This window comes from Kitasatospora sp. MY 5-36 (genome assembly GCF_001182915.1).
GTDB lineage: Bacteria > Actinomycetota > Actinomycetes > Streptomycetales > Streptomycetaceae > Kitasatospora.
Map to the genome: position 1 here is coordinate 1 of NZ_LFVW01000105.1, position 25304 is coordinate 25304.

The following is a 25304-nucleotide window of genomic DNA, read 5'->3' on the forward strand; positions in this document are numbered from 1 at the left end:
CGCGACCGACCGGCTCGGCCGGGCGCACGCCGCCCACGCGGCCGCCCGCGAGCGCTGCGGGGCACTGGCCGCGATCGGGCGGCAGCTGACCGGGCTCGCCGCCGAACTGGCCCCGGCACTGGACAGGTACGGGCGGATCAACCGGCTCGCCGCGCTCGCGGCCGGCACCTCGACCGACAACCGGCTGCGGATGCGCCTGGAGTCGTACGTCCTGGCGGCCCGGCTGGAGCAGGTCGCGGCGGCGGCCAGCGACCGGCTGGTCCGGATGTCCGGCGGGCGCTACACCCTGGTGCACAGCGACGACCGGGGCACCGGGACCAAGCGCTCGGGCCTGGCCCTGCGGGTGGTCGACGCCTGGACGGGCACCGAGCGGGACACCGCGACCCTCTCCGGCGGCGAGAGCTTCTTCGCCTCGCTCTCCCTCGCCCTGGGCCTCGCCGACGTGGTCACCGACGAGGCGGGCGGCATGCCGCTGGACACCCTCTTCATCGACGAGGGCTTCGGCACCCTCGACGAGCACGCCCTGGAGGAGGTCATGGACGTCCTGGACGGACTGCGCGAGCGGGACCGCGCGGTCGGCATCGTCAGCCACGTCGCCGACCTGCGCAGCCGCATCCCCGCCCAGTTGCTGGTCCGCAAGGGGCGGCACGGCTCGACCCTGGCGCTGGCCGGGCGGGAGGACGCGTAGGGCCTGAACCCCCGGACCCGGGTTCGGAGGTTCAGCCCGAGCAGGCGATCCGCTGCGCCTGCTGCCAGGCGCACACCGGGCAGAGGGTGCTGCCCGGCTGGTCGGCGGGCAGTTCGGTCGGCTCGCCGCACAGGACGCAGTCGGCGCGCGGCCCGGCCGCCCGCGGGTCGTGCCGCAGCGCCGCCTCCGCTCCGCCGTCGGGCGCGAGTTCGCAGACGCCCGCTTCCTGGTTCGTACCGGTGTCGCTCATACCGACTTCCTACTCCGCGCCGCCGCCCTGCCGCAACACGCCGCAGGTGACCGGGCCGCCGCCCGCCCCTCTCTCCCCCGCCCCGCCTCGCCAGCAGCGAACAGATGTCAGAAAACGTTCGCTGAAAGCTGTCGTCTGAACTCTGTTCGCTGAAGTTCGTTCGCTGAAGTTCGTTCGCTGAAACCTGTCCGCTGGAACCTGTCCGCCGAAGCCCGCCAGAGGTACGCCCCCGCCCCGCCGACGGCCCCCTCCCACCTGGCGGTTACCGTGGCCGGCATGCCCACCGACCTGCACCGACGCCTGCTCGCCGCCCGCGCCACCACCCCGTCGTACCCCGAGGTGGGTGCCACCCGGGACGGGGGCGGGCGGCTCCCGGACGGCTACGCCCACCTGCGGCGGCGGGTCCACCTGGGGCACGGGCCGGAGGTGCTGGAGCGGGCCGGGCGCTACGTGCTCGGCTGGGGCAGCCAGTTGGGCACCGGCTTCGCGGTGCACCCGGCCGGCCCGGCCCGGGAGGGCGGGACGGTGCTGCTGCGGCTGAACCTGCCGGGGAGCCGGTGGCCCCGGCTGGTGATCCCCTGCCGGGTGGTGTGGACGGCGGAGGAGCCGGACCGGATCGGCTTCGGGTACGGCACCCTCCCCGGGCACCCGGAGTGCGGCGAGGAGGCGTTCCTGGTGTCGATGGACGCCGGCGGCGAGGTGTGGTTCGAGGTCACCGCGTTCTCCCGGCTGTCCGCCTGGTACGCCAGGCTCGGCCGGCCGGTGGCCCTGCTCTGCCAGCACCTGGCGATCGAGCGCTACCTCGCCGCGGTGGCCGCGCACGTCCGCTGAGCCACCGGGTCCGCCGAGGCCACCCGCCGGACCGCCGCCCGCCGGAGCGCCCGCCGTTCCCGCGCGTCAGCCGAGGAAGGACAGCCGGACGGTCCGGCGCGGGTTGTCCCCGTTGGTGTCGACCAGGACCACCGACTGCCAGACGCCGAGGGCCAGTTGACCGCCGAGCACCGGCAGGGTCGCGTGCGGGGCGACCAGTCCGGGCACCACGTGGTCCCGGCCGTGGCCCGGGCTGCCGTGCCGGTGGCGCCAGCGGTCGTCGGCCGGGAGCAGGTCGCGCAGGGTGGCGAGGAAGTCGTCGTCGCTGCCCGAACCGGTCTCCAGTACCGCGATCCCCGCGGTGGCGTGCGGGACGAAGATGTTGAGCAGGCCGTCGCGCCCGGTGGCCCGTTCGTCGAGGAACTCGACGCAGCGGTCGGTGATGTCGAGCGCGACCTCGCGGGAGCCGGTGGTGATCTCGAAGGTGCTGCTCTGGAAGGTGGTGGTCGGGAACGAGCCGGTCTGGGTGGAGTGGTTGTTGTCCGCCATGGCGCCATCCTGTCCCAGGTCAGCGGGCCGGGCGTACTCCCTCGCCGTCTGGCCGTGCCGGGCGGGCAAACTCGCATAGGCTGAAAGGTTCAGACCACATCACCCCGGACGGCCGCGACGCTCCCCCGGGCACCGCCCGGACGCCGTCCGGACACACTGAAGACCCGGCGGACCGGACGGTCCACCGGGTCGGTTCCGACCGGGCGGCGGGGAGGGACCCGTGCCGCACCGGTCGGACTAGCCGCGCCCGCCGAAAAGGCTCCGCCGCAGCCGACGCAGCGGCGTCAGCAGCGAGATCCTGGTGTGGCGACGACGGGTCGTCGGGGCCTCGGCGCCGCGCGGCGTGAGCTCCCTTATCAACCCGAGCGCCTCGGCGGTGTCCACCGCCGGGAGTGCGGGCGCGCCGAGCACGGCCAGGTGTCGGTCGATCCGGCGGCCGGTCGTGCCGACACCGCACTGGATCGCCGGCACGCGGGGCCGAGTCCGCACTTGCATGTGTTCCATCAGTTTTTCCCACCCCTACGAGGCGCCAGGGCCGTGAGGCGAAGACTATCCGTGAAGGACGGCCTTCGCGCAACCGTCCTTGGTGTTGTGCCACCGTATCGTGCGGCGTCAACTGACGAAGCACCAGGGGCCGCCCGGCCGGTCACGACTAGGCATCAATGATGGTGCACGACCGGCCATCCGTCACCAGGGCGGGCGGGCGCGAGTGCGGCAACCCTGCGCATGACGCGCGCCCGGCGCAGAGCGGCGCCCCGGCGGCACCCCGCCCACGCACCGCCGGCACCGCCGGCGCCGACCGCCCGCACCGACCGCTTCCCGCCCGCTCCCCGCCCGCGTCCCCCTATTAAGGGGACAGCCGCCACATCGACAAAGCGATCACCGACCGGCCCATCGGGCACGGCCCGCCCGGGCATGACCCGTCCGAGCGCGGACCCCGATGACACCGTGACCGACCGACTTCAGGAAGTGAACACATTCGAGGGATTGACTCCCGCCGAACCTCCAAGCAATATCGGATGCACACGCCAGTGCCCCGCACCGCACTCAAGCGTGTGTTCGAGTGATGAAGAACTCCGGCTCCCGCGAGCCACTGCCCGGCCGCCTCGACGCTGCGGTGGCCAGGCTCGCGCGGTGCCCGGACCGGCGGTCGGCCGTCGAGGGTCGGCCGGATCGCCACCTGACTGCCGGTGCCGCCCCGCGAGGGGCCCGGCACCGGCGGTTCCGGGTCCGCCACGGACGGCTTGTCCGCCACGGACGGCTTTCACGGACACCCTTCCCGGACACCCCGCAGCCCCCGCCACAGCCGCGCCGCCGCCACCGCCGCCCAGGCCCCCCAAGGGCCGCAAGGCCCCGGAAGGCCCGCACCGGACGTCCGCGCAGGTCGCGCCCGGTGGATCGGTACACTCGGCCAGCGTGTCCCTCCTCCTCAGCATCGTGCTCCCGGTCCACGGCGTGGAGCGGTACCTCCCGCGCTGCCTCGACTCGATCCTCGGCGACGTCCCCGCCGCCGAGACCCGTTTCGAGGTGATCGCGGTCGACGACCTCTCCCCCGACGGCTCCGGCGCGATCCTGGACGCCTACGCGGCCCGCGACAGCCGGCTGCGGGTGCTGCACCTCACCGAGAACCAGGGCCTCGGCGGCGCCCGCACCGCCGCCCTGCCGCAGGCCCGCGGCGAGTACGTCTGGTTCGTGGACAGCGACGACTGGGTGCCCGAGGGAACGGTCGGCACGCTGCTGGACGAGCTGGCGCGGGAGCGTCTCCGGGAGACCCCGGCCGACGTGCTGCTCACCGGCTTCACCCACGTCTACCCGGACGGCGGGACGGAGCCCAACCCCTGGCGCCACGTGCTGGCCGACTCCCCGCTGGTCGAGGGCTGCACCCTGGCCGAGCACCCGGCGCTGTTCCAGACCGTGATGTCGGTGTGGAACAAGCTGTTCCGCCGCGCGTTCCTGGACGGCCTCGGCGTCTCCTTCGGCCGCGGCTACTACGAGGACATCTCGGTCACCTACCCGGCGCTGCTGGCCGCCGGGCGGCTGCGCTACCTGGACCGCCCCTGCTACTTCTACCGGCGCGGCCGGGACGGCGCGATCACCGCCACCGCCTCCCCCAAGCACGCCGACGTGTTCGCCCAGTACGACGCGATCTTCGCCTTCCTGGACCGCCCGGACCGCCCCGGCCGGCCCGTCCCGGACTCGCTGCGCACCCTGGTCTTCGACCGGACCGTCCGCCAGGCCCTGAACGTCTACGACACCCCCGGGCTGGTCCCCACCGACCTGCGCAAGGACTTCTTCCAGCGGATCGCCCGGCACTTCGACCGCCACCGCCCGGCCGGCTACCGCTTCCCCGGCGGGGTGCGCGGCGTGCAGTACCGGCTGGCCGCCCGCGGCGCCCGGATCGCGTACGCCGAGCTGCGCCGCACCGGCCGGCTGCCGCGCGAACTCAAGCGCGGGGCACGGGCGGTGGCACCCGCGGTGAAGAAGGGGATGCGCAGCGGCGCCCGGTTCACCGCGTACAACGCGTTCCGCCGGCTGCCGCTGGACCAGCACCTCGCGGTCTACGCCGCGTACTGGCACCGGGGTTACGCGTGCAGCCCGGCGGCGATCTACGAGAAGGCGAAGGAACTCGCCCCGCGGGTGCGGGGCGTGTGGGTGGTGGAGAACCGCGCCCAGGCCGCCACGCTGCCGCCCGGGGTGCCGTACGTGATCGTCAACACCCCCGCCTACCTCAGGGCGATGGCGACCGCCAAGTACTTCGTCAACAACGTCAACTTCCCCCGCACCATGACGAAGCGGGCGGGCACGGTGCACGTCCAGACCCAGCACGGCACCCCGCTCAAGGCGATGGGCATGGACCTGCGCGACCATCCGGCGGCGGCCGAGGGGATGGACTTCGACCTGCTCCAGGAGGCCGTCGACCGCTGGGACTTCCTGGTCTCCCCCAACCCGCACACCAGCGGGCACTTCGCCCGCGCCTTCCCCGGCCGGTACGAGATGCTGGACACCGGCTACCCGCGCAACGACCGGCTGGCGAACGCCACTTCGGACGAGGTCCGGGCGATGCGCGAGCTGCTCGGGCTGCGGCCGGACACCCGGGCGGTGCTGTACGCGCCGACCCACCGCGGCAGCAAGGGCGGCTACGTGCCGCTGCTCGACGTGGCGGAGCTGGCCCGGCGGCTGGGCCCGGACTTCACACTGCTGGTGCGCACCCACTACTTCCACGCGGACGGCCCGGGCGACCTGACGGCGGCCGGTGCGGAGTCGGCACGGATCGTGGACGTCTCGGCGCACCCGACCGTCGAGGACCTCTACCTCGCGGCGGACGTGCTGGTGACGGACTACTCGTCGATGATGTTCGACTACGCGGTGCTGGACCGGCCGGTGGTGGTCTTCGCCCCGGACTGGGAGGAGTACCAGCGGGAACGCGGCGTCTACTTCGACCTGTTCGCGGAGCCGCCGGGCGCGGTCACGGTGGACGCGGACGGGCTGGCGCGGGCGCTGCTGGCGGGCGACCCCGAGCCGGCGGCGCGGGCCGACTTCCGGGCGAAGTTCTGCGTCTGGGACGACGGCGGGGCCGCGGAGCGGGTGGTGCGCCGGGTGTTCCCGGTGGAGAAGGGGAAGGAGAAGTAGGAGGAGCGGCGCGGGGGCGTCCGCGGGACCTCCGGACGGGGCCGGCGCCGCCGGTACGGCGACCGGCCCCGTCGGCACGGGCTCAGCGTCGGCGGGCGGCCAGGAACTCCTCGAAGGTCAGGACGCCGTCGTGGTTGGTGTCCATGCTGTGGATCAGCGCCTCGGCCATCGAGATGGTGACGTCGTGGTCGCCCATCTCGTTGGCGGCCAGAGCGTACTCGGCCGGGGTGATCTTGCCGTCGCCGTCCTTGTCGAAGCGGTCGAAAAAGGCCTTGATCGCCTCGGTGGTCTCCATGGTGCCCTCCTGGGTACTGCGGGGTGTCGCTCGGTTCGGACGGCCGTACCCTACCCGGCCGTGGTGTTCGCCACGGTCGCCGGGAGTGGACGCGCGCCGGGGTCGGTGTCGTAGTCTGCGGATCTGATTGCAGGCCCGGGCTCCTCCCGGGCGATCGTTCGTCCAGGGAGGGAATCGTGCTCGACCTCGCCACCAAGTTGGTGCTGAAACCGGTCTCGCGGGGGATCTGGCGGCCGGTCATCGAGGGAATCGGGAACGTGCCGCGCAAGGGCGGGGTGATCCTGGCCAGCAACCACCTGTCCTTCATCGACAGCGTGGTGATCCCGCTGACCGCCCCGCGCCGGGTCCACTTCCTCGCCAAGGCCGAGTACTTCACCGGCACCGGGCTCAAGGGCCGGCTCTCCAAGGGCTTCTTCGAGGCCATCGGCGCCGTGCCGGTCGAGCGCGGCACCTACCGTTCCGCTCAGGCCTCGCTGGAGTCGGCGCTGGAGATCCTGGAGGACGGCAAGGCCTTCGGCATCTACCCCGAGGGCACCCGCTCCCTGGACGGCCGGCTCTACCGGGGCAAGACGGGCGTCGCCTGGCTCGCGCTGACCGCGGGCGTGCCGGTGGTGCCGGTGGCGCTGGAGGGTCCGGAGCAGATCCTGCCGGTGGGCAAGCGGCTGCCGCGGCTGAAGAAGGTGACGGTCCGCTTCGGCGAGCCGCTGCACTTCGACGAGCTGCACGGGCAGGCCCGCTCGCTGAAGGCCCGTCGGCAGGTGACCGACGAGGTGATGGCGGCCATCCAGCGGCTCTCCGGCCAGGAGGTCGCGGAGAGCTACAACGAGGTCCCGAAGGCGGCCTGACCGCCGGCCCGTCCCGGGCGCACGCGCTCGCACGCCGGCCCGTCCCGCGCACCCGAGCCCGGCGGCCGCCCCGTCGATCCGGCTCGACACGAACCCGGGCGCGCCCGTCCCGTCACACGTGCCCGAGTGCGGCCGGCTCGGGCTGCCGGGCGGCCTCCGGCACCTCCCGGCGCAGCAGCGCCGCGTACCGTCCGTCCAGCGCCACCAGCTCCTCGTGGGTGCCGAGTTCGACCACCTCGCCGTGGTCCAGGACGGCGATCTGGTCGGCGGCGCGGACGGTGGAGAGCCGGTGCGCGATGGTGATGGTGGTGCGGCCGGCGGCCAGGGTGTCCACGGCCTGCTGGACGGCGTGCTCGGTGCGGTTGTCGAGCGCGCTGGTGGCCTCGTCGAGGATGAGCACCGGCGGGTTGCGCAGGATCGTCCGGGCGAGTGCGAGGCGCTGCTTCTCGCCGCCGGAGAAGCGGTAGCCGCGCTCGCCGACCAGGGTGTCGTAGCCGTCCGGGAGGGCGGCGATGGTGTCGTGGACCTGTGCGGCCCGGGCGGCCTCGACCAGTTCGGCGTCGCTGGCGCCGGGCTTGGCGAAGCGCAGGTTCTCGGCGACCGAGGCGTGGAAGAGGTAGGTCTCCTGGGAGACCACGCCGACCGCGCGGGCCAGGGTGTCGAAGGACAGTTCGCGCACGTCCACGCCGTCCAGGGTGACGCTTCCGCCGGTGACGTCGTACAGCCGCGGGACGAGGTAGCTGAGGGTGGTCTTGCCCGAGCCGGTCTCGCCGACCACGGCCAGCGAGCTCCCGGCCGGGACGGTGAGGTCGACGCCGGCCAGGGTGGGGCGCTCCTGCGCAGGGTCGTAGCGGAAGTCGACGTCCTTGAAGCGGACCTCGCCGCGGATGTCGGTCAGGGTGACCGGGTCGGCCGGCTCGTCGATCTCCACCGGCAGGTCGAGGTACTCGAAGATGCGCTGGAAGAGGGCGAGCGAGGTCTGCACGTCCACGCCGGTGGAGAGCAGGCTGACGGTGGGCCGGAAGAGGCCCTGCTGGAGGGTGACGAAGGCGACCAGGGTGCCGACCGAGACGATCGGCGCACCGGCGGCGGAGGTCAGCCCGGCCGCCCAGTAGATCAGCGCGGGCATCGCGGCCATCACGATCTGGATGGTGTTCATCCGCCAGCGCCCGGCCATGCTGGCCCGCACCTCCAGGTCGGCGAGCTGGTCGGACTGCCCGGTGAACTCCCGGGCGAGCGAGCCGGAGCGGCCCATCGTGCGGCCGAGCAGGATGCCGCTGACCGAGAGCGACTCCTGGACCGCCGAGCTCATCGCGGCCAGCTGCTTCTGCCGCTCGGTGGTGATCTTCTTGCGCTCCTGCCCGACCCTGCGGCTGATCCAGACGAACAGCGGGAGCAGCAGCAGCGAGACGACGGTCAACCGCCAGTCGAGGGCGACCATGGCGACGACGGAGGCGACCACGGCGGTCAGGTTGGAGACCAGGCTGGTCGCGGTGGAGGTCACCGTGGACTGCATGCCGCCGATGTCGTTGGCGATCCGGGACTGCACCTCACCGGTGCGGGTGCGGGTGAAGAAGGCCAGCGACTGCCGCTGGAGGTGGCCGTAGACGGCGGTGCGCAGGTCGTGCATCACGCGCTGGCCGACGGTGGTGGAGATCAGCGTCTGGAGGACGTTGAAGATGCTGTTCACCACGGCGGTCAGGATCATCCCGAGCGCGAGCAGGCTGAGCAGCCCGGTGCGGCCCTGCGGGATGGCGGTGTCCAGGACGGCCCTGAGCAGGAAGGGCGAGACGACCGAGACCACGGCCGAGGCGGCGACCAGCAGCCCGACGACGGCCAGGCGGGCCCGGTACGGGCGGAAGAGCGCGAGGATGCGGCGCCACTCGGCCGGTGGGCGGGGTTCGCCCTCGGCGCGCTCGGGCGGGGTCCAGTCGATGGCGGTGGGCCTCAAGGACGGGCCTCCCTGGGTGGGGCGGTCGGGTGCGGGGCAATATAGCGAGGATAGCTCATAGTTAGATACGCTAATAGTGACTGTTGCCCTATTCCTCGTCCGTTCAGGCTCCGCGGAGCGCCCGTACGATCCCTGCGGAGCGCGCGCACGATCCCTGCGGAGCCGCCCGACCGCCCCGACCGCCCCGGGCCTCAGTTGGTCCGGTAGGTGCGCGCCGCCTTCGAGGAGACCCCGCCGAGCTTGCCGGAGGGCAGCATCCGGGCGATGGCCACGGCGACCTTGTACCGCTTGCCCGGCACGGACACGGCCCGGCCGTGTGCCAGGTCGCGCATCGCCTCGTCCACCACCCGCTCGGCGGACAGCCAGGACCAGGACGGGATGTTCCCGGTGCCCATGCCGGCCCGCTGGTGGAACTCGGTCCGGGTGAAGCCCGGGCAGAGCGCCATCATCCGCACGCCCGTACCGCCGAGGTCGCGCAGCACGCCCTGGGTGAAACTGACCACCCAGGCCTTGCTCGCGCCGTACGTGCCGCGCGGCAGGAAGGCCGCCACCGAGGCCACATTGACGATCGCACCGCGGCCGCGCTCCCGCATTCCGGGCAGGGCGGCCGTGGTCAGCCGCAGGATCGCCTCGATGTGCACCTTCAGCATGGCCAGCTCGTCCTGGAGCGGGACGGTCCCGAAGGCGCCCTTGTTGCCGAAGCCCGCGTTGTTGACCAGGAGGTCCACCGGGCGGGCGGGGTCGGTGAGTCGGGCCTCGACGGCGCCGATGCCCTCGTCGGTCGCGAGGTCGGCGGTCAGCACCTCCGTCTCGATGCCGTACCTGCCGTGCAGGTCGGCGGCGGCGCGCTCCAGGCGCTCGGTGTCCCGGGCCACCAGGACGAGCTGGTAGCCGCTGCGGGCGAGCCGTCGCGCGAAGGCGGCTCCGATGCCGGCGGTCGCGCCGGTGATCAAGGCTGTGGTCATGCCCCAGACCGTACCGACTCGCCGCTTCCGGCCCCACACCGAGGGCGATTTCCCAGCTCAGAGAGTTGCGGATGCAGCCCCCGGGAGGTGCTCGTACTGTCGAACGGGGGCATCGTCCGACCGGGCGGTGAAATCCAGACGAGGAGGCACTTCTGATGCTTACTCAGTTCCGGACCGAAACGGCTACGACGTCGCACAGCGCGACACTCGAAGCCGAGACACTCGCGAGCCTGATGGTGGAGGACGAGGCCGTCGTGTCCGACGCGCCCACGTACCTGCCCGAGGCCGCCGGCGCGGTGCTGCTCGCCGCGCTGCTGCTCCTCTCGCCGAAGGGCCCCAAGGAGAAGCCGACCCGGTAGGGCGACTTCCCCCCTGTCGGGCCTCGCGCCCGTGACCAACCTCCTGAAGGAGGACCCGATCACCATGCCAACCGCCGAGACCCCTCTCCGTGACGAGTTCGCCGCGGCGGTCGAGCGGGTGGCGGACCGGACCCTCGCCGCCCTCCGGGACGGCGGGGGTGCGGCCGCACTCGCGGACCCCGACAGCCTCGTGCCCCGCCCACTGCTGGCCGCGGTACGTGTGCTCGGACCGGACCTGTTCGCACCGCAGTTGCTCACCGGTGCGGAGCCCGACGGCACCACCGCCGCCCTGCTGGCCGAGGCGCGGGCGGCCTTCCCCGCACCCGCCCCCTCCTCCGCGGAGGCCGCGCTGGTGATCGGGTGGCAGGACTGGGCGGCCGGAGGACTGCTCGCCCGCACACCGTACGGGGCGGCCGTACAGACCCCCGCGCCACTGTCCGACCCGGAGGCCGTCGGCTGGCAGGCGTGGTCGAAGCGGATGGCCCAACTGTCCTCCCTGGCACTGCCGACGCTGGACGGCCCGGTGCACGACGCCGCCCGCGCGAACACCCTGCACCTCGCCCGCGGCGCCGTCCGCAGCATGCTCCGGCGCGACCCCACCACCGCCGTACGGCTCGCCCGGTGGCTCTCCTGGGCCCGGGCCGACGGCCGGCCGCTCCGGCTGGAGATCGAACCCGTCCTGGACCGGATCCGCCTGGCCGGCGACGGGACGTCCCGCTCCGTGCTCGAACTCACCATCGCCCAGCGCATGTTGGAAGGAGCGCCGAAATGACCGAAACCTCGGTGCTCGCCACCGCCCAACAGCTCGGCTCCCGGTCACTGGCCTGGCTGCACGCCGGCTACCAGCGCGGCTACAGCCGGCTGGAGGAAAGCACCATCGTCGACCTGGCCGACCCGGAAGACGTCTACAAGCCGCTCTGCGAAGCCGCGTTGGCCTCTTCCCTGGTCCTGCGCGACGGCGTCACCGGCCCGCACGACGCCCGCCTCGCGCGGGAACTCCTCGAAGCCGCCTGGGCCCAGCTGGGCGAGGGCGACCTGCTGCTCGAACGACAGCTGCGGCACGTCACCCTCGTCGACCCGCTGGAGACGTACGGCCACTTCGCCCGGTCCGGCTACCGCCACGCCGCCATGGAGGAGTTGCTCACCTCGATCGGCCGGCTCCGCGCCGTGCACGCCGTCGAGATCCAGGGCAGCCGCCACCTCGCCCTCGCCAACGCGCGGCGGATCTCCGGCCTCGAACCGCAGCCGGACTGGCCCCGGCTGGCCCGGAACACCTGGCTCGGCGCCCTCCCCGAGCCATGGACCGTCGCCTGGGTGATCGCCTACCAGGTCACCCACACCGTCTTCCACCTCACCGACTGGGGCGCCCGGCCCGAGTGCCTGCCCGAGCCGATGCGCGACTACCTGCGCGACTGGCTGCCGGTCTGGCTCGACATCTGGCTGGAGATCGAGCAGTGGGACCTCGCCGGCGAACTGCTCATCGTGGACTCGTGCATCGGCGAACCGGTCACCGGCCGGACCGGCTGGGAGGCGCTGGCAGCGGCCCAGCAGGCGGACGGAATGATCAAGTGCGAGGGCTCCGCGCCCGACAACGAGGACCCGGAGGAGGACTTCCGCCAGCACTGCCATACCGCGGTGGTCGGGGTGGTGGCCGCCAACGTCGCGCTCTCCCGGGCCCTCGGCGGCACGCCGGTGGCCCCTTGAACGGGTTGGACGCCGCGGTCACGGCGGTGGTGCGGGCGGCCGAGCCCTACGCCACCGCCGTGACCGTCGCCCTGGCCCGCGGCGACCTGGCGGAGGTGCGCTGCTTCGGGCGGGTCCACCGCGGACCGGCCGCCGCGCCCTGCACCCCCGACACCGTCTTCGAACTCGGCTCCGTCAGCAAGACGTTCACCGCACTGCTGCTCGCGGAGATGGTCGCCCGCGGTGAACTCGCCCTGGACGACCCGGTCGAGAGCAGGCTGCCGCGCCGCTGGCGCGCCGCGAAGGTCCACTCACCGGAACCCATCCGGCTGCTGCACCTGGCCACCCACACCTCGGGCCTGCCCGGACTGCCCCCGGGACTGCTCGCGAAGGCCGTCCCGGCCTGGTTCAGCAACCCGTACCAGACGTACGGCGACGAACAGTTGAGGGACGCACTGGCCCGAACGACCGTACGTGGACAGCCCGGCAGCAGGTACGGGTACTCCAACTACGGAGTCGGACTGCTCGGCCGGGTGCTCGCCGAGACGGGCGGGCTGCCGTACGGGGAACTGCTCGTCGACCGGGTCTGCGGACCGCTGGGGCTGCGGTCCACGACCTGCGCCCCGGACCCGCCGGGCCGGGCCACCGGCTACCGGCGCGGACAGGCGCTCCCGCCCTGGCACATCCCCGGGCTACCCGGAGCCGGCGCGGTGCGGTCCGACGGGACCGATCTGCTGCGATACCTCCGCGCACACCTGGACGACGGGCCGGCGGCGGGCCCGGGCAGCGGGCTGAAGGCCGCCCTGCGGGACGTCCGGCGGCTGCGGCTGCGGTTGCCGCACTCGACCGACCGGATCGGCCTGGTCTGGATGCACCGCCGCTCGGGCGACCGGGACCTCTTCTTCCACAGCGGGGGCACCCGGGGGTTCACCGCCTTCGTGGGCTTCTCGCCGGAACGTTCGGCGGCCGTCGCGGCGGTGGCCAACACCGCTCCGGCGCTGAACGGACGGTTTGTCCAGGCGGGGTACGAGGCACTGCGGGTCGCCAGCCGGCTCTAGCCGGCGAGGAGACGCCCTAAACCGCCACGGCCTTGGCGCGGTCGGCGGCGATGTGCACGGCGAGGCCCGCGAGGACGGTGCCCATCACGTAGCGCTGGATCCGCAGCCAGCCGGGGCGGCGGTTGAGGAAGGCCGCGATGCTGCCCGCGCTCACCGCGATCAGGCCGTTGACGGTGATCGCTATCGCGATCTGGGTCAGGCCCAGCAGCAGGCTCTGCAGGGCGACGTGACCGCGTTCCGGGGCCACGAACTGCGGCAGCAGCGAGATGTACATGATGGCGATCTTGGGGTTGAGCAGGCAGGTCAGGAAGCCCATCGCGAACAGCCGGCGCGGCGGGTCCGGCGGCAGCTGCTGCGGGGCGAAGACCGCCGTGCCGCCCGGCTTGACCGCCTTCCAGGCCAGCCAGAGCAGGTACCCGGCACCGGCCAGCTTGATCGCGGTGTAGAGGGCGGGCACCACCGAGAACACCGCGGCCACCCCCGCCGTCACCGCGACCAGGTAGACCAGGAAGCCGGCCGCGACCCCGGTCAGCGAGATCAGCCCGGCGCGGCGGCCCTGCGCGATCGAGCGCGAGACCAGGTAGATCATGTTCGGCCCGGGCGACAGCACCATGCCCAGGGCCACGGCGGCGATCCCGAGCAGGGCCCGGCCGTCCACGGCGGATGTCAACGCGTCCATGCGAGGAGGCTAGGACGGCTCATCGGGTCAATGCAATGATGACTTTGCCCTCGGTGCAATCCAGCGCCCGAGGCCCTGGAGGAGCGAACGCCGATGGACGACTACCGCCTGATCGCCGACCGGATCGCCGCCGAGATCGCCGACGGACGACTGCGGCCCGGCCAGCAGCTGCCCACCCAACGGGCGTTCGCCCGCGGTCGGGGCATCGCCAACTCGACGGCGGGGCGCGTCTACCGGGAACTGGCCCGGCGCGGGCTGACCGTCGGGGAGGTCGGGCGCGGGACCTTCGTCCGGGCCGGGCGCGCACCGGACGGCACCCGGGTGGCACTCGCGGAGCCGGCCGCCGCCCCCGTGGACCTGGAGCTCAACTACCCCGCCGTCTCCGGGCAGGCCGAACTGCTCGCGGGCGCACTGGCGCCGCTGCTGCGGCCGGACGCGCTGGGCGAGGCGCTACGGCCGGTCGGCGCGGCCGGAACGGGCGCGGCACGGCGGGCGTTCGCCGGACTGGTGTCGGCCGGCGACTGGGAGGTCGGGGCGGAGGACCTGCTGTTCGCCGGCAACGGGCGGCAGGCCATCGCCGGGGCCCTGTCCGCGCTGGTGCCGCCCGGACAGCGGCTGGGCGTGGAGGAGCTGACCTATCCGGTGGTCAAGGCGGCGGCGGAGCGGCTGGGCATCGTGCTGGTGCCGCTGGCCGTGGACGAGTACGGGCTGCTGCCGGACGCCGTGGCGGCCGCCCACCGGGCCGGACCGCTGCGCGCGGTGTACATCCAGCCGCGCCTGCAGAACCCGCTCGGCGCGAGCCTTCCGCAGGAGCGGGTGGTGGCGCTCGTGGCGCTGCTGCGGCGGCTCGACCTGCCGGTGGTCGAGGACGCCGTCTGGTCCTTCCTGCGGCCGGAGTCGGTGCCGCTGGCGGCGCTCGCACCGGAGCGCACCGTCCTCGTGGACAGCCTCTCCAAGCGGCTCGCCCCGGGGCTGACCACCGGGTTCGCGGTCGTCCCGGCGGCGCTGCGCGAACGGGTGGCGGGCGCCCTGCGCTCGGGCGGGTGGACGCCGGGCGGCTTCGCACTGGAGGCGGCGGTGCGCTGGATCGGGGACGGCACGCTGGCCACGGTGGAGGCGGCGAAGCGGGCCGACGCGACGGCCCGGCAGCTGCTGGCGCGCGAGGTGCTGGCGGGGCAGCGGCTGCGGTCCGACCCGTGCTCGTACTACCTGTGGTGGGAGCTGCCGACCGGCCGACGGGCGGAGACCTTCGTCGCGGAGGCGGCGCGGGCCGGGATCTCGGTCACGCCCGCGGCGGCCTTCGCCGTCGATCCCCGGCGCTCGCCCTCCGCCGTCCGGGTCGGGCTCGCCTCGCCGCCGCTGCCGGTGCTGGCGCGGGCGCTGGAGACGCTGGCGGGGATCGCGGCGGGGGCGGGTGACGGCGAACGACGAACAGCTGACAGCCGACAGATAACAGATTTCGAAATCTGTTATCTGTCGGCTGTTATCCGTCGCCTGTCATCCGTCAGCTGTCGACTGTCCGCCGTCGGTCGTCCGCCGCGCCCCCGGCGCCGACGGCGCGCAGGCGAGTGGCGGCGGTGGCGGCGAGCTGGGGGGCGAGCCGGGCCACGTCCCGGGAGCCGACCACCGCGATCAGGCTCGGCAGCAGCCAGCGGACCGGCTGCATCCCGCGCAGCCAGGCCTGGGCGTAGACGTGGGCGGACCGGCGGGCGATCCCGGCGACGATCCGGTCCACCGCGGGCTCCAGCGGATACGTCTTGTTCGCCGGCCACGGCAGCCGGGAGCGCATCTGCTTCAGCACGGCGTCCTCGTCGGCCCCGCGCACCATGTCCGTGTCGGTCCAACTCAGGTACCCGACACCGACCTTGACCCCCTGGTAGGCCACCTCGGCGCGGATCGAGTGGGCGAAGGCCTCCACCCCGGACTTGCTGGCGCAGTACGCGCTCATCAGCGGCGCGGGGGTCAGCGCGGCGAGCGAGGCGATCTGGAGCAGGTACCCGCGGCTCTCGGCGAGCGCAGGCAGGAAGGCCCTGGCGGTGGCCACGCTGCCGAGCAGGTTGACCTCGATGACCCGGCTGAACGCCCGGTGGTCACTGTCGGCCAGCGGCCCGCCGAGGGCGATCCCGGCATTGGCGACGACGGTGTCGACCCGCCCGTAGTGCTCCTTGATCCGCCGGGCGGTGTCCTCCAGCGCGTCGAGGTCGGTGACGTCCACCTCCCAGCTGGTCGCGGACGGGCCGCACTGCGCGGCGACGGCCTTCAGCTCCTCCGGCTCCAGCCCCAGCAGGGCCACCTTGGCCCCGCGCCGGGCGAGCTTGCGGGCCAGCGACGCGCCGACGCCACGCGCGGCCCCGGTGACGACGACGACCTGCTCGGACAACGGCAGGATGGCGTTCATGCGACGGCGGTCCTCTCGTCAGTGGAAGCGGAAGCGGGAAGGGAAGCGGGAACGGCGCCGGCGGGCGCGGCAGTCAGGTACCCGGAGGCCATCCGGTGGATCTCCGCGGCGACCTCCGCCGGGCGCTCCAGCGGCGACATGTGCCCGACCCCGGGCAGCAGCAACAGCCCCTGTGCGTCCTGGAGTTCGGCGACCATCCGGTGCGCGTGCACCGGCGGGGTCAGCCGGTCGTCGGTGCCGACCACCACCGCCGTGGGCGCGGCGATCCGGGCGAGCCCGGCGTGGACGTCCAGCCGGTCCAGCACCGCGGCCCAGTTGGCGCGGACGGCGGTCGGGCAGGCGTGCACGATCCGGGCCGTCGCCTCGACCTGGCCGGCGGGCGAACCGGCGCCCATGGTCGCGTACTTGAGCGCCGCCCGGCTGACCGGCGAGACCGGTCCGAGCGGCATCCGGGAGCGCAGCAGCTGCCGGTGCAGGAAGCGTCGCAGGCCCCGGGCGCGTACGGCCGGTGGCAGGACGGTGAGTTCGGCCACCAGGTCGCCCGGCCCGGTGGAGATCAGGACGGCCGCGGCGGTGCGCTCGGCGACCTCGGGGCGGCCACCGGCGGCCATGATCGTCATCCCGCCCATGCTGTGCCCGGCGAGCACGGCCCGCTCGCCCGCCGGCACGGTCCGCGCGAGCACGGCGGACAGGTCCTCGGCCAGCGCCCTGGTCGAGTAGCGGGCCCGGCTCGGCGGGATCTCGCTGCGCCCGTGGCCGCGCTGGTCGTAGGCCACCACCCGGTAGCGGTCGGCCAGCAGGCGGATCACCGGGGCCCAGAAGACGGTCGAGCAGGTCCAGCCGTGGGCGAGCACCACGGTGGGCGCGTCGAGCCGGCCGTGCACCTCGACGTGCAGCCGGATGCCGTCCGCCGACCGTACGCTCAACTCCTCCACGGGAACAGGAGGTTCGTACTCCTCGGGCAGCCGGACGCCGTTCACGCGGAGACCTCCTGGACGGTGCGGGCGGCCGCCGGTGCGGCGCGCATGATCAGCTCGTACTCGCCCAGGTCGACCCTGCGGGTGGCCCGGCGGAACGAGGTGGTGGAGCCGGGCCAGAGCACGGTGTTCCTACCGCTCGGGTCGAGGTACCAGCTGAGGCAGCCGCCGGTGGTCCAGACGGTGCGGTCCATCCGGTGCTGGAGTTCGAGGTTCCACTGCCGCTGGGCGCGCGCGGTGGGCTGCATCGCGGCGGCTCCGATCGAGCCGAGCGTGGTCAACGCGTCGATCATGTAGTTCAGTTGGGACTCGATCATCAGGATCATCGAGCTGTTGCCGAGGCCGGTGTTGGGCCCGATGACGAAGAAGAGGTTCGGGAAGCCGTGCACGGTCGAGCCGCGCAGCGCCTCCATGCCGTCCTTCCACTCCTCCGCCAGGCTGGTCCCGTTGGCGCCGAACACCCGGGCGCCGATGGGCATGTCGGTGACGTGGAAGCCGGTGCCGAAGACGATGGCGTCCACCTCGCGCTCGCTGCCGTCGGCCGCGACCAGCGTGGAGCCGCGCAGTTCGCGCAGGCCGGAGGAGACGACCTCGGTGTTGGCCGCGGCGAGCGCCGGGTAGTAGGTGTTGCTGAGCAGGATGCGCTTGCAGCCGATCCGGTAGTCCGGGGTGAGCCTGGCCCGCAGCGCCGGGTCGGGGACGCCCTGGGCGATGTGGCGTTCGGCGAGCTGCTGGACCAGGCGCAGCAGTCCGGGGCGGCGCACGAACGCGTCCACCTGGAGCTCGCGGAGGGCGAACAGGGTGCCGCGGCGGATCTTCGCGGTGACCGGCAGGCGGCCGTGCAGCCACTTCTCCAGCTGGCTGATCTCGCGGTCGCGGCGCGGCAGCACCCAGGCCGGGGTGCGCTGGAAGACCGTCAGCCTGCCGACCTTGGGCTGGATCGACGGGATGATCTGCGCGGCGGAGGCGCCGGTGCCGACCATCGCGACGCGCTTGCCGGTCAGGTCGAAGTCGTGGTCCCAGCGGGAGGAGTGGAACACCTTGCCGGGGAAGTCGCCCAGCCCGGGCAGGTCGGGGATCTGCGGGTCGGCGAGCGGTCCGGCGGCGGAGACGATGGCGTCGGCCGTCCACTGGCCGGCCGAGGTGGTGATCCGCCAGCGGGTCTGCTCGCTCTCCCAACGGGCTTCCAGCACCTCGGTGTTGAAGCGCAGGTGGGGGCGGAGGCCGAAGACGGTGGCGACCTTCTCCAGGTAGGCGCGGATGTCCGGCTGGCCGGAGAAGCTGCGCGGCCAGTCGGGGTTGGGCGCGAAGGAGAAGGAGTAGAGGTGCGAGGGCACGTCGCAGGCGCAGCCGGGGTAGCTGTTGTCGCGCCAGGTGCCGCCGACCGAGTCCGCCCGCTCCAGGACCACGAAGTCGGTGATCCCGGCACGGCGCAGTCGGACCGCGGCGCCGAGTCCGCCGAAGCCGGAGCCGATCACCGCCACCCGGACGTGCGGGACGGACTCCTGCGCCGCGGTGGTGTCGGTCGCTGCGGACGCGCCGGAGCGGGGGCGCTTGCTGCTGGATGCCATGCGGCAACCTCCTGAGGGTGGGACGGTGATCGTCGCGCTCTCCCGGCGAGCGTGCCCCGGAACCTCCTGGGGCCCGTCTCCGGATCCTCCCGGGGCCCGCCTCCGGGACCCCGCCAATCGCGCCAGTAATCACTGGCATGGTTGGCAGGGTAGCCCTTGCTGACACCGGATGGAAGAAGCGCGACCGCTCCGGTTCGGGGAGCCTTCCGAGCCGACGGACCTATGCTGATCGCCGTGGACAAGGTCAGAGCTGCTGCGGGCGACAGAAAACGCGAGTACCGGGTGGAGGAACTGGCCGAGGCCGCCGGCATCACCACCCGCACCCTGCGCTTCTACCGCGAGCGCAAACTGCTTCAGCCGCCCCGCAAGGAGGGCCGCATCGCCTGGTACGGCGAGGAACACCTGGCCCGGCTGCGGATGATCGGCGAACTGCTCGAACGCGGCCACACCCTGGGCGGCATCGCCGAGCTGATCGGCGCCGGCGAGAGCGGACGGGACGTCGCCGAGCTGATCGGGCTGGAGGCGGCGATCGTCGCACCGTGGTCCGACGAGACCCCGGTACGCCTGGACTGGGACGAGCTCAAGACCGCCTTCGGCGACCAGCTGACCGAGGAGAACACCGCCGAGTCGATCGCCCAGGGCTACATCACCGTCGAGGAGGACGGCATCACCCACGTCAGCCGCCGGCTGATGGACGCCACCACCGAGCTGGTGGCGGAGGGGGTACCGCTCTCGGCGGTACTGGACGCCAGTCGGCGCACCCGGGAGCACGTGGACGCCATCGCCGAGATCTTCATCGAGGTGGTCGGCGAGCACCTGCTCAGCGCGCTGGCCGCCGACACCCCGCTGCCGCCCGGCGAGGCGGCCCGGCTCACCGAGCGCATCCTGCGGGTTCGGCCGCTGGCGCGCACGGTCGCGGACGCCCAGTTCGCCCTCGCCATGGACCGGCGGGTGCACGTCGAGTACCTCGAACTCCTGCGCCAGCGACGGGAGAACGGTTCCGAGGCGTAACCGGGCTGCTGCGCGGGCAGGGATTCCCGCGCCCTGCCCGTACGTTGGAGGTGCCGCCGATGGCCCGACCGCTCAGCCGCCGCGCCGCTCTCGGCCTCGCCGCCGGGCTCGCCCCGGGGCTCGCGCTCGCCGCGTGCGGGTCCGACTCCCCGGCGCCGGGCGGCAGTTCGTCCGGTGGTGGTTCGTCGGGCTCCGGTTCGTCCGACTCCGGTTCGTCCGGTGGTGGTTCGGCCGGCTCCGGCGGCACCCGGACGGTCCGGCACGCGCGCGGCGAGAGCACCGTGCCGGCCCGGGCGAGCCGGGTGGTGGCCCTGGACACCGACGCGCTGGACTCGGTGGTCACCCTCGGCCTCAGCCCGGCCGGCGCCACCACCGTCACCGCGGGCGCCCCGTTCCCCGCCTACCTGCCCGCCGAGCGGCTGTCCGGGACGAAGCCCGTCGGGGCCATCGGCCAGCCCAGCCTGGAGACGATCGCGGCACTGCGGCCGGACCTCATCCTGAGCAACCAGGTCCGCGACGACAAGCGGTACGACGAACTGTCGAAGATCGCGCCGACGGTGCTCTCCAAGACCACCGGGCCGACCTGGAAGGAGAACGTCCGGCTGCACGCCGAGGCGCTGGGCCGGCAGGCCGAGGCCAACGCGGCGGACGCGGCGTACCGGGCGAAGCTGCGGGACCTGGTCACCGCGCTCGGCGGACCGGCCAGGGCGGCGGCCACCCGGGTCGAGATGGCCCGCTTCCTGGCGGGTGCGCCGACCAGGCTCTACCTGAACGACACCTTCGTCGGCTCGCTGTTCAAGGATCTGGGGCTCGGGCGGCCCGCCAACCAGGACAAGCCCGGTTTCTCGATGGAGATCAGCCCCGAACAGGTGGACCAGGCCGCGGCCGACGTCATCTTCTACGCGGTGTACGGGGACGCGGCCAAGTCCGACCAGGGGAAGATCACCGAGGGGGCGCTCTGGAAGAACCTGGACGCCGTGCGCAACGGGCGGGTGTTCCGGGTGGACGACAACCTGTGGATGCTCGGCATCGGCTACACCGGGGCCGGGCTGATCCTGGACGAGATCCGCAAGGACATGGCACCGGCGGGCGGGTGACGGACGACGGGTGACCGCGAACAGACGACAGGCGACAGACGACAGCTAACAGATTTCAGATAACAGATGATGAAATCTGTCATCTGACATCCGTCACCCGTCATCCGCCGCCCGCCACGGCGCGCGTCACCCCTGCCCGTACCGGCCCGGCCGCAGTCGCCCGGTGAAGGCGAGGAAGGCCACGAACCCGCCGAGGACGACCCAGCCGGGCCAGCCCGCCAGCGACATCGTGAGCGGGTCCAGCTCGGCGTCCGGGTCCGCGAACTCCCGGACCATCGACACGCTCATGCTGCTCGTGAAGGCGTGCGCCAGCACCGCCGGGACCACCGACCCCGAGCGCAGCCTCAGCCAGGTGAAGACCGGCAGGACGAGCACACAGCTGACCGTCAGCGCGGGCACCGCCAGGTACCACGGCCGTCCCGGGTACTGGCCGCCCATCAGCAGCGTCGGCAGGTGCCAGAGCGCGAAGGCCGTCCCCGCGAGCAGGTAGGCCCGGACCAGCACCGCCCTGCCACCGGCGCCCTCACCCCCGCCCTCTCGCCGGCCGAGCAGCAGCAGCCGGGGGAAGAGGAAGCCCTGCCAGCCGATCTCCTCACCGAAGAACAGCGGCAGCGAGAGCACCATCCCGATCAGGCCCTGGACCGCCCACGATCCGATCCGCCCCGCGTCCAGCGAGCCGAAGCCGGCGAACGGGTAGCTGCCCGCCAGCGCGCCGAGTGCCAGCGTCGCGGCCGTCAGCCCGCCGAGCACCCCGAGCGGCAGCAGGCAGGCCCGGACCGCGCGGGCCCGGGGCCGCGGCCAGCGCAGTGCCAGCGCCTCCCGTACCCCGCCGCCCCGCTCGACGAGGCGGACCACCAGCAGCGCCGCCAGCGCCGGGGCCAGCATGGCGGCCGCGATGCAGATCTGCTCCAGCGCGCCGACCCCCTCCCGGGCGTCGGTGCGCTGGTAGCCCTCGGCGAGCAGCGGGGTCATCGCCGCCCACATCCCGGCGTAGGCGAGCACCAGGTAGACCAGCAGGCCGCGCCGTCGGACGGCGCTCGGCGGGGTTCGTGTCAGTAGCGTCATGCCGAGGACGCTACGGATCCGGAGGTTCGCCCCGGAACCAAGTGCACTGCCGTTCCCGGGGGTTGTCCGCTACCGCCGCGATGGTCGAGTTTTCTGGGTGTACGGGGGCCCGCCGGAGGTGCTACCAGGGCCCCGCGCCCTGCTGTCCACCCTCGCGTGCGCCACGAATCGCCACGGAAGCTGCACGGAAAGGAAAATTGACGTATCGTCAGGCGTCACACAGCGGGGGCGACGGTGGTCCGCTCACCGTCGCCCCCGCCGTACTCCCCCGCCGGCCGGCACCCACGGCCTGGCGGGGCCCTCCACACCTCCCCGGGCCCGGGCCTGATGGGTTCAGGCCCGGGCCCGGTTCAGCTCCGGGCTGGACTCATGCCCGAAGTCTCCTCGGAGCCTGGTCAGTTGACGTTGACGGCCGTCCAGGTGGCGGCGACCGCGTTGTACTCCGCGCTGCCCGACCCGTACAGGTCCGCCGCCGCGCTGAGGGTGCCCGCACGGGCGCCCGCGTAGTCGGTGGTGGAGGTGAAGTACGTGGTCAGCGCGCGGTACCAGATCTGCGCGGCCTTGTCCCGGCCGATGCCCGCGAGCGTGGAGTTGTCGTACGTCGGGCTGTTGTAGCTGAACCCGTTGATGGTCTTCGCGCCGCTGCCCTCGGACAGCAGGTAGAAGAAGTGGTTCGCCACCCCGGACGAGTAGTGCACGTCCAGGTTGCCGACGTTCGCGTCCCAGTAGTCCGCCGAGCCGCCGTCCTTGCTCGGCTGGTCCATGTACCGCAGCGGCGTACCGTTGCCGTTGAGGTTGATCAGCTCGCCGATCCAGTAGTTCGGCGGGTTGGAGGGCAGGTTGGCGTACCACTCGACCATCGTGCCCATGATGTCCGAGGTCGCCTCGTTGAGGCCGCCGGACTCGCCCGCGTAGTTGAGGTTCGCGGTGGCCGCGGTCACGCCGTGGCTCATCTCGTGGCCGGCCACGTCGATCTCGGTGAGCGGTGCGGTGTTGTTGCTGCCGTCGCCGTACGACATGCAGAAGCAGCTGTCGTCCCAGAAGGCGTTGACGTAGTTGGAGCCGTAGTGCACCCGGCTCAGGGCGCCGACGCCGTCGTTGCGGATGCCGTTGCGGCCGAAGGTGCTCTTGTAGAAGTCCCAGGTGGTGGCGGCACCGAACTGGGCGTCCACGGCGGCGGATTCGCGGTTGTTGACGGTGCCGTCACCGAAGCTGTTGCTGGTGTTGGCGAACAGCGAGCCGGTGCCGTCGGTGCCGTTGTTGAGGTCGCTGGTGGACTGGCCGCCGCGACCGGCGTCCTTCAGCTGGTAGTTCGATCCGCTCTGGGTGGTGGCCAGCGGGACCTGGCCGACGAAGATGCCGTTGCCCGTGCCGGCCGCGGTCTCGATCGTCTCGTGAGTGGCGAGGACCCGGCCGTCGGCCGCGTCGGTCACCAGGATCTGGCGGCTCGGGGTGCCGTCGGCGCGCTGGCCCTCGACCGTGGTGCGGTACGCCAGGCGCGGGTTGCCGTCGGTGGCCCAGACCACCAGCTCGGCCTTGCCGGCCTGGTGGACCTCGGTGAGCGGCGACTCGTCGGCGTCGGCGCGCGCCCCGATGGTGGCCTTGACCCCCGCGGTGACCTGCGTGGCGGCCTGGTCGGCGGCGATCTTCGGGGTCGTGTTCGGCAGCGCGATCCGGGCGGCGACCGCCTTGTCGACCGACTTCACCGAGCCGTCGGCCTTCTGGTGGACGACCAGGTCGCCACCGATCACCGGCAGGCCGGCGTAGGTGCGCTCGAAGCGCAGGTGGCGGGTGCCGTCCTTGTCCACCGCGGCGTCCTTGGCGACCAGCTGCTCCTTGTCGCCGAGCTTGAGCGCCTTGGCCAGCGGGCCGGTCTGACCGGCCGCCAGCTTGAGCGCGGTCGCGTGCTGCTGGGCGGCCTGGGCCTGCAGCGAGGGGGTGGGAGCGGCCTGGGCGGCGGTGCTCACCTGGATCACACCGGTCAACAGGGCCGTGGCCGAGAGTACGGCGACGGCCGCGAGCTTACGCTTCACGTACGAGTCCTTCCGGGAATCCGCGTCTGGGCGCGGTCGCACCGCGTCCCGGGGGGCCGGGTCGGCACCTGTGGGGCGGGACGGGCACTGACGTGCGGGAACCCCGTGCAGTCGAGCGGTTCGCCACCGATGGGTGGGGGTGGGGCTACCGCTGGGGGATGACCAGAAGCATGACAATCCAGCAGGTGAATTGACAGGTCTTGCTCAGCAATTGGCCAGGTCCCGCCATCGGGTAAAGAGCCTCCAATCAGCAGACGAACCCGGGCAATTCACCACATCCCGCCAAGGGCTCCGACCCGAACGACGCCCGGTCGCCTGCACCTACGGGAATCCACCCGCCACACGCCGCGCGCCGACCCGGCGAGCGGGCCCGGCCGGCCGTCGATCGACTTTTACATGTGTGTAGAAGACTCCATACGGTTCCTTGACACGCCGGTGGCGAGGTCCCGCCACCCGGACCCCCTTGAACACCGGGAGGTCGTCTGCTAATCAGCCGACCGTCACCGCCCGGACCGCAGGACCACCTCCCTGCGCGCGAGTTGGGGGACGGCGGCAGAAGGAAGCGACGGCACGGCTGCGCTGGAGCCCACGGCTCCTCCTTCACGGGGCGGTGGTGGTGGTCACCGGCAGCCTCACAGGCCGCTCGCGCACCCCGCGCCGCGAATTCTCACGCCTCGAGCGGGCCCCTACTGCAGCCGCCACTCCTGGGCGGCGTTGCCGGGGGTGCAGGAGACCATGGTGACGGCGCTGCCGGGGCCGTTGTTGGTCATGCAGGACTGGTTCTGGTAGTCGCCCAGCGTGTACGAGCCAGCCGAACTGCCGGTGCGCATCGTCCAGTTGGTGAGGAAGCTGAGGCCGTTGCTCAGCACGACCTTCCCGTCCATCGTCTGGACCAGCTGCGGGCCGCCGTTGTTGCAGGCGTTGAACAGGATCCACATGCCGGGGTTGGTCGAGCGCACCCAGCCGTACTGCGCGTGACCGCCGACGACGATCGGGTTGTCGCCGTTCAGGTTGTCGTCGCGCATCCCGATCGCGCGGCCGTCCTTCGCGCTGACGATGGTGCTCCAGCTGGTGCCGCCGCAGGACGCCGGTCGGGCCGGGCTCTGCGGGGCGCTGGTGGTCCCGCCGTTGGCGCTCTGGGCCGGAGGCTGAGGGTTCTGGTTGGCGGGCGGGTTGGGCGGGTTGCCGCCGCCGGGCTGGCTCCCCTGACCGGCCGACGACGCCCCGCCGGCGGCCGCGCCCGTACCACCGGTCCGGGCGCCACCCGAACCGGCCGAGGCTCCCGAACCACCACTTCCGCCCTGACCACCGGCGGCCGGCACCGGGGAGACCGGGACCTGCGGCTGGTTCTGGGCGGCGCCGGGCGCCGGCTGGTCGGGGCCCGGGGTGG

22 protein-coding genes and 2 pseudogenes are annotated in these 25304 nt (G+C 73.0%); 11 read left to right on the plus strand and 13 right to left on the minus strand.

Translation table 11 applies throughout. The features are described from left to right. Positions 1–688 (plus strand): SbcC/MukB-like Walker B domain-containing protein (locus AE652_RS08675; RefSeq protein WP_049650621.1); only part of this gene is annotated, 688 nt, incomplete at its 5' end. A gap of 31 nt (positions 689–719) precedes the next feature. Here AE652_RS08675 and AE652_RS08680 read toward each other — a convergent pair. Beyond that, entirely contained in the window at positions 720–938 is a 219-nt protein-coding gene (locus AE652_RS08680; protein WP_049650622.1) for a hypothetical protein, read from the minus strand. Positions 939–1214: 276 nt separating this feature from the next. On the opposite strand from AE652_RS08680, the gene AE652_RS08685 reads away from it, so the two are divergent. Further along, on the plus strand, positions 1215–1769 hold the full coding sequence (locus tag AE652_RS08685) for a DUF1990 family protein (protein WP_049650623.1): 555 nt from the start codon (positions 1215–1217) through the stop codon (positions 1767–1769). A gap of 66 nt (positions 1770–1835) precedes the next feature. Here AE652_RS08685 and AE652_RS08690 read toward each other — a convergent pair whose 3' ends face one another. Next, positions 1836–2297 carry a YjbQ family protein gene (locus AE652_RS08690; RefSeq protein WP_049650624.1) on the minus strand — a complete coding sequence of 154 codons (462 nt, stop codon included), beginning with the start codon at positions 2295–2297 and terminating at the stop codon, positions 1836–1838. Between the two features lie 237 nt (positions 2298–2534). Further along, complete coding sequence (locus AE652_RS08695; RefSeq protein ID WP_049650625.1) at positions 2535–2801, minus strand: hypothetical protein; 267 nt, start codon at positions 2799–2801, stop codon at positions 2535–2537. Between the two features lie 912 nt (positions 2802–3713). Here AE652_RS08695 and AE652_RS08700 point away from each other — a divergent pair. Continuing rightward, complete coding sequence (locus AE652_RS08700; RefSeq protein WP_049650626.1) at positions 3714–5927, plus strand: bifunctional glycosyltransferase family 2 protein/CDP-glycerol:glycerophosphate glycerophosphotransferase; 2214 nt, start codon at positions 3714–3716, stop codon at positions 5925–5927. Positions 5928–6009: 82 nt separating this feature from the next. Here the strand turns inward: AE652_RS08700 and AE652_RS08705 are convergent, their stop codons facing one another. After that, complete coding sequence (locus AE652_RS08705; protein WP_049650627.1) at positions 6010–6222, minus strand: EF-hand domain-containing protein; 213 nt, start codon at positions 6220–6222, stop codon at positions 6010–6012. 176 nt (positions 6223–6398) lie between these two features. Here AE652_RS08705 and AE652_RS08710 point away from each other — a divergent pair, with 176 nt between their 5' ends. Further along, on the plus strand, positions 6399–7067 hold the full coding sequence (locus AE652_RS08710) for a 1-acyl-sn-glycerol-3-phosphate acyltransferase (RefSeq protein WP_049650628.1): 669 nt from the start codon (positions 6399–6401) through the stop codon (positions 7065–7067). Positions 7068–7179: 112 nt separating this feature from the next. On the opposite strand, the gene AE652_RS08715 is transcribed toward AE652_RS08710, so the two are convergent. Continuing rightward, on the minus strand, positions 7180–9018 hold the full coding sequence (locus AE652_RS08715; protein ID WP_049650629.1) for an ABC transporter ATP-binding protein: 1839 nt from the start codon (positions 9016–9018) through the stop codon (positions 7180–7182). 191 nt (positions 9019–9209) lie between these two features. Next, complete coding sequence (locus tag AE652_RS08720) at positions 9210–9983, minus strand: SDR family oxidoreductase (RefSeq protein ID WP_049650630.1); 774 nt, start codon at positions 9981–9983, stop codon at positions 9210–9212. A gap of 155 nt (positions 9984–10138) precedes the next feature. On the opposite strand from AE652_RS08720, the gene AE652_RS08725 reads away from it, so the two are divergent. The 4 genes from AE652_RS08725 to AE652_RS08740 are packed head-to-tail and all read left to right on the plus strand — an operon-like array spanning position 10139 to position 13083. Next, a complete protein-coding gene (locus tag AE652_RS08725; RefSeq protein WP_049650631.1) occupies positions 10139–10342 on the plus strand; it encodes a hypothetical protein in 204 nt (67 codons plus the stop codon). A gap of 31 nt (positions 10343–10373) precedes the next feature. Beyond that, entirely contained in the window at positions 10374–11114 is a 741-nt protein-coding gene (locus AE652_RS08730; protein ID WP_049650632.1) for a hypothetical protein, read from the plus strand. Beyond that, on the plus strand, positions 11111–12046 hold the full coding sequence (locus AE652_RS47990) for a hypothetical protein (protein ID WP_049650633.1): 936 nt from the start codon (positions 11111–11113) through the stop codon (positions 12044–12046). The genes AE652_RS08730 and AE652_RS47990 overlap by 4 nt, the downstream gene beginning before the upstream one ends. Then, positions 12043–13083 (plus strand): serine hydrolase, encoded by a 1041-nt coding sequence (locus AE652_RS08740; RefSeq protein ID WP_049650634.1) that lies wholly within the window; start codon positions 12043–12045, stop codon positions 13081–13083. The genes AE652_RS47990 and AE652_RS08740 overlap by 4 nt, the downstream gene beginning before the upstream one ends. Before the next feature lie 16 nt (positions 13084–13099). Here the strand turns inward: AE652_RS08740 and AE652_RS08745 are convergent, their stop codons facing one another. Beyond that, positions 13100–13762, minus strand: a complete 663-nt coding sequence (locus AE652_RS08745; RefSeq protein ID WP_049650635.1) for a LysE family translocator — start codon at positions 13760–13762, stop codon at positions 13100–13102. A gap of 93 nt (positions 13763–13855) precedes the next feature. Here AE652_RS08745 and AE652_RS43845 point away from each other — a divergent pair. Then, positions 13856–15091, plus strand: a pseudogene (locus AE652_RS43845) (PLP-dependent aminotransferase family protein); the annotation flags it as partial. A 175-nt stretch (positions 15092–15266) separates the two neighbouring features. Here AE652_RS43845 and AE652_RS08755 read toward each other — a convergent pair. From AE652_RS08755 to AE652_RS08765, 3 genes are read right to left on the minus strand one after another with little or no spacing between them, the layout of a single operon-like run. Continuing rightward, on the minus strand, positions 15267–16160 hold the full coding sequence (locus tag AE652_RS08755) for an SDR family oxidoreductase (RefSeq protein WP_049650637.1): 894 nt from the start codon (positions 16158–16160) through the stop codon (positions 15267–15269). Beyond that, positions 16157–17140, minus strand: a complete 984-nt coding sequence (locus AE652_RS08760; RefSeq protein WP_049650638.1) for an alpha/beta fold hydrolase — start codon at positions 17138–17140, stop codon at positions 16157–16159. The genes AE652_RS08755 and AE652_RS08760 overlap by 4 nt, the downstream gene beginning before the upstream one ends. Then, entirely contained in the window at positions 17137–18708 is a 1572-nt protein-coding gene (locus AE652_RS08765) for an NAD(P)/FAD-dependent oxidoreductase (protein WP_082345502.1), read from the minus strand. Before AE652_RS08765 ends, AE652_RS08760 begins: the two co-directional genes overlap by 4 nt. A 222-nt stretch (positions 18709–18930) precedes the next feature. Here AE652_RS08765 and AE652_RS08770 point away from each other — a divergent pair, with 222 nt between their 5' ends. Beyond that, complete coding sequence (locus tag AE652_RS08770; RefSeq protein ID WP_049650639.1) at positions 18931–19719, plus strand: MerR family transcriptional regulator; 789 nt, start codon at positions 18931–18933, stop codon at positions 19717–19719. A 59-nt stretch (positions 19720–19778) separates the two neighbouring features. Continuing rightward, positions 19779–20816, plus strand: a complete 1038-nt coding sequence (locus AE652_RS08775; RefSeq protein ID WP_049650640.1) for an ABC transporter substrate-binding protein — start codon at positions 19779–19781, stop codon at positions 20814–20816. A gap of 126 nt (positions 20817–20942) precedes the next feature. Here the strand turns inward: AE652_RS08775 and AE652_RS08780 are convergent, their stop codons facing one another. The 3 genes and pseudogenes from AE652_RS08780 to AE652_RS08790 all read right to left on the minus strand — a co-directional run. Continuing rightward, the gene (locus tag AE652_RS08780; RefSeq protein WP_049650641.1) at positions 20943–21881 is read right to left on the minus strand and encodes a CPBP family intramembrane glutamic endopeptidase; all 939 of its coding nucleotides are present in this window, start codon (positions 21879–21881) and stop codon (positions 20943–20945) included. Between the two features lie 395 nt (positions 21882–22276). Then, a complete protein-coding gene (locus tag AE652_RS08785; protein ID WP_049650642.1) occupies positions 22277–23914 on the minus strand; it encodes a M4 family metallopeptidase in 1638 nt (545 codons plus the stop codon). A gap of 686 nt (positions 23915–24600) precedes the next feature. Then, positions 24601–25304, minus strand: a pseudogene (locus tag AE652_RS08790) (hypothetical protein); the annotation flags it as partial.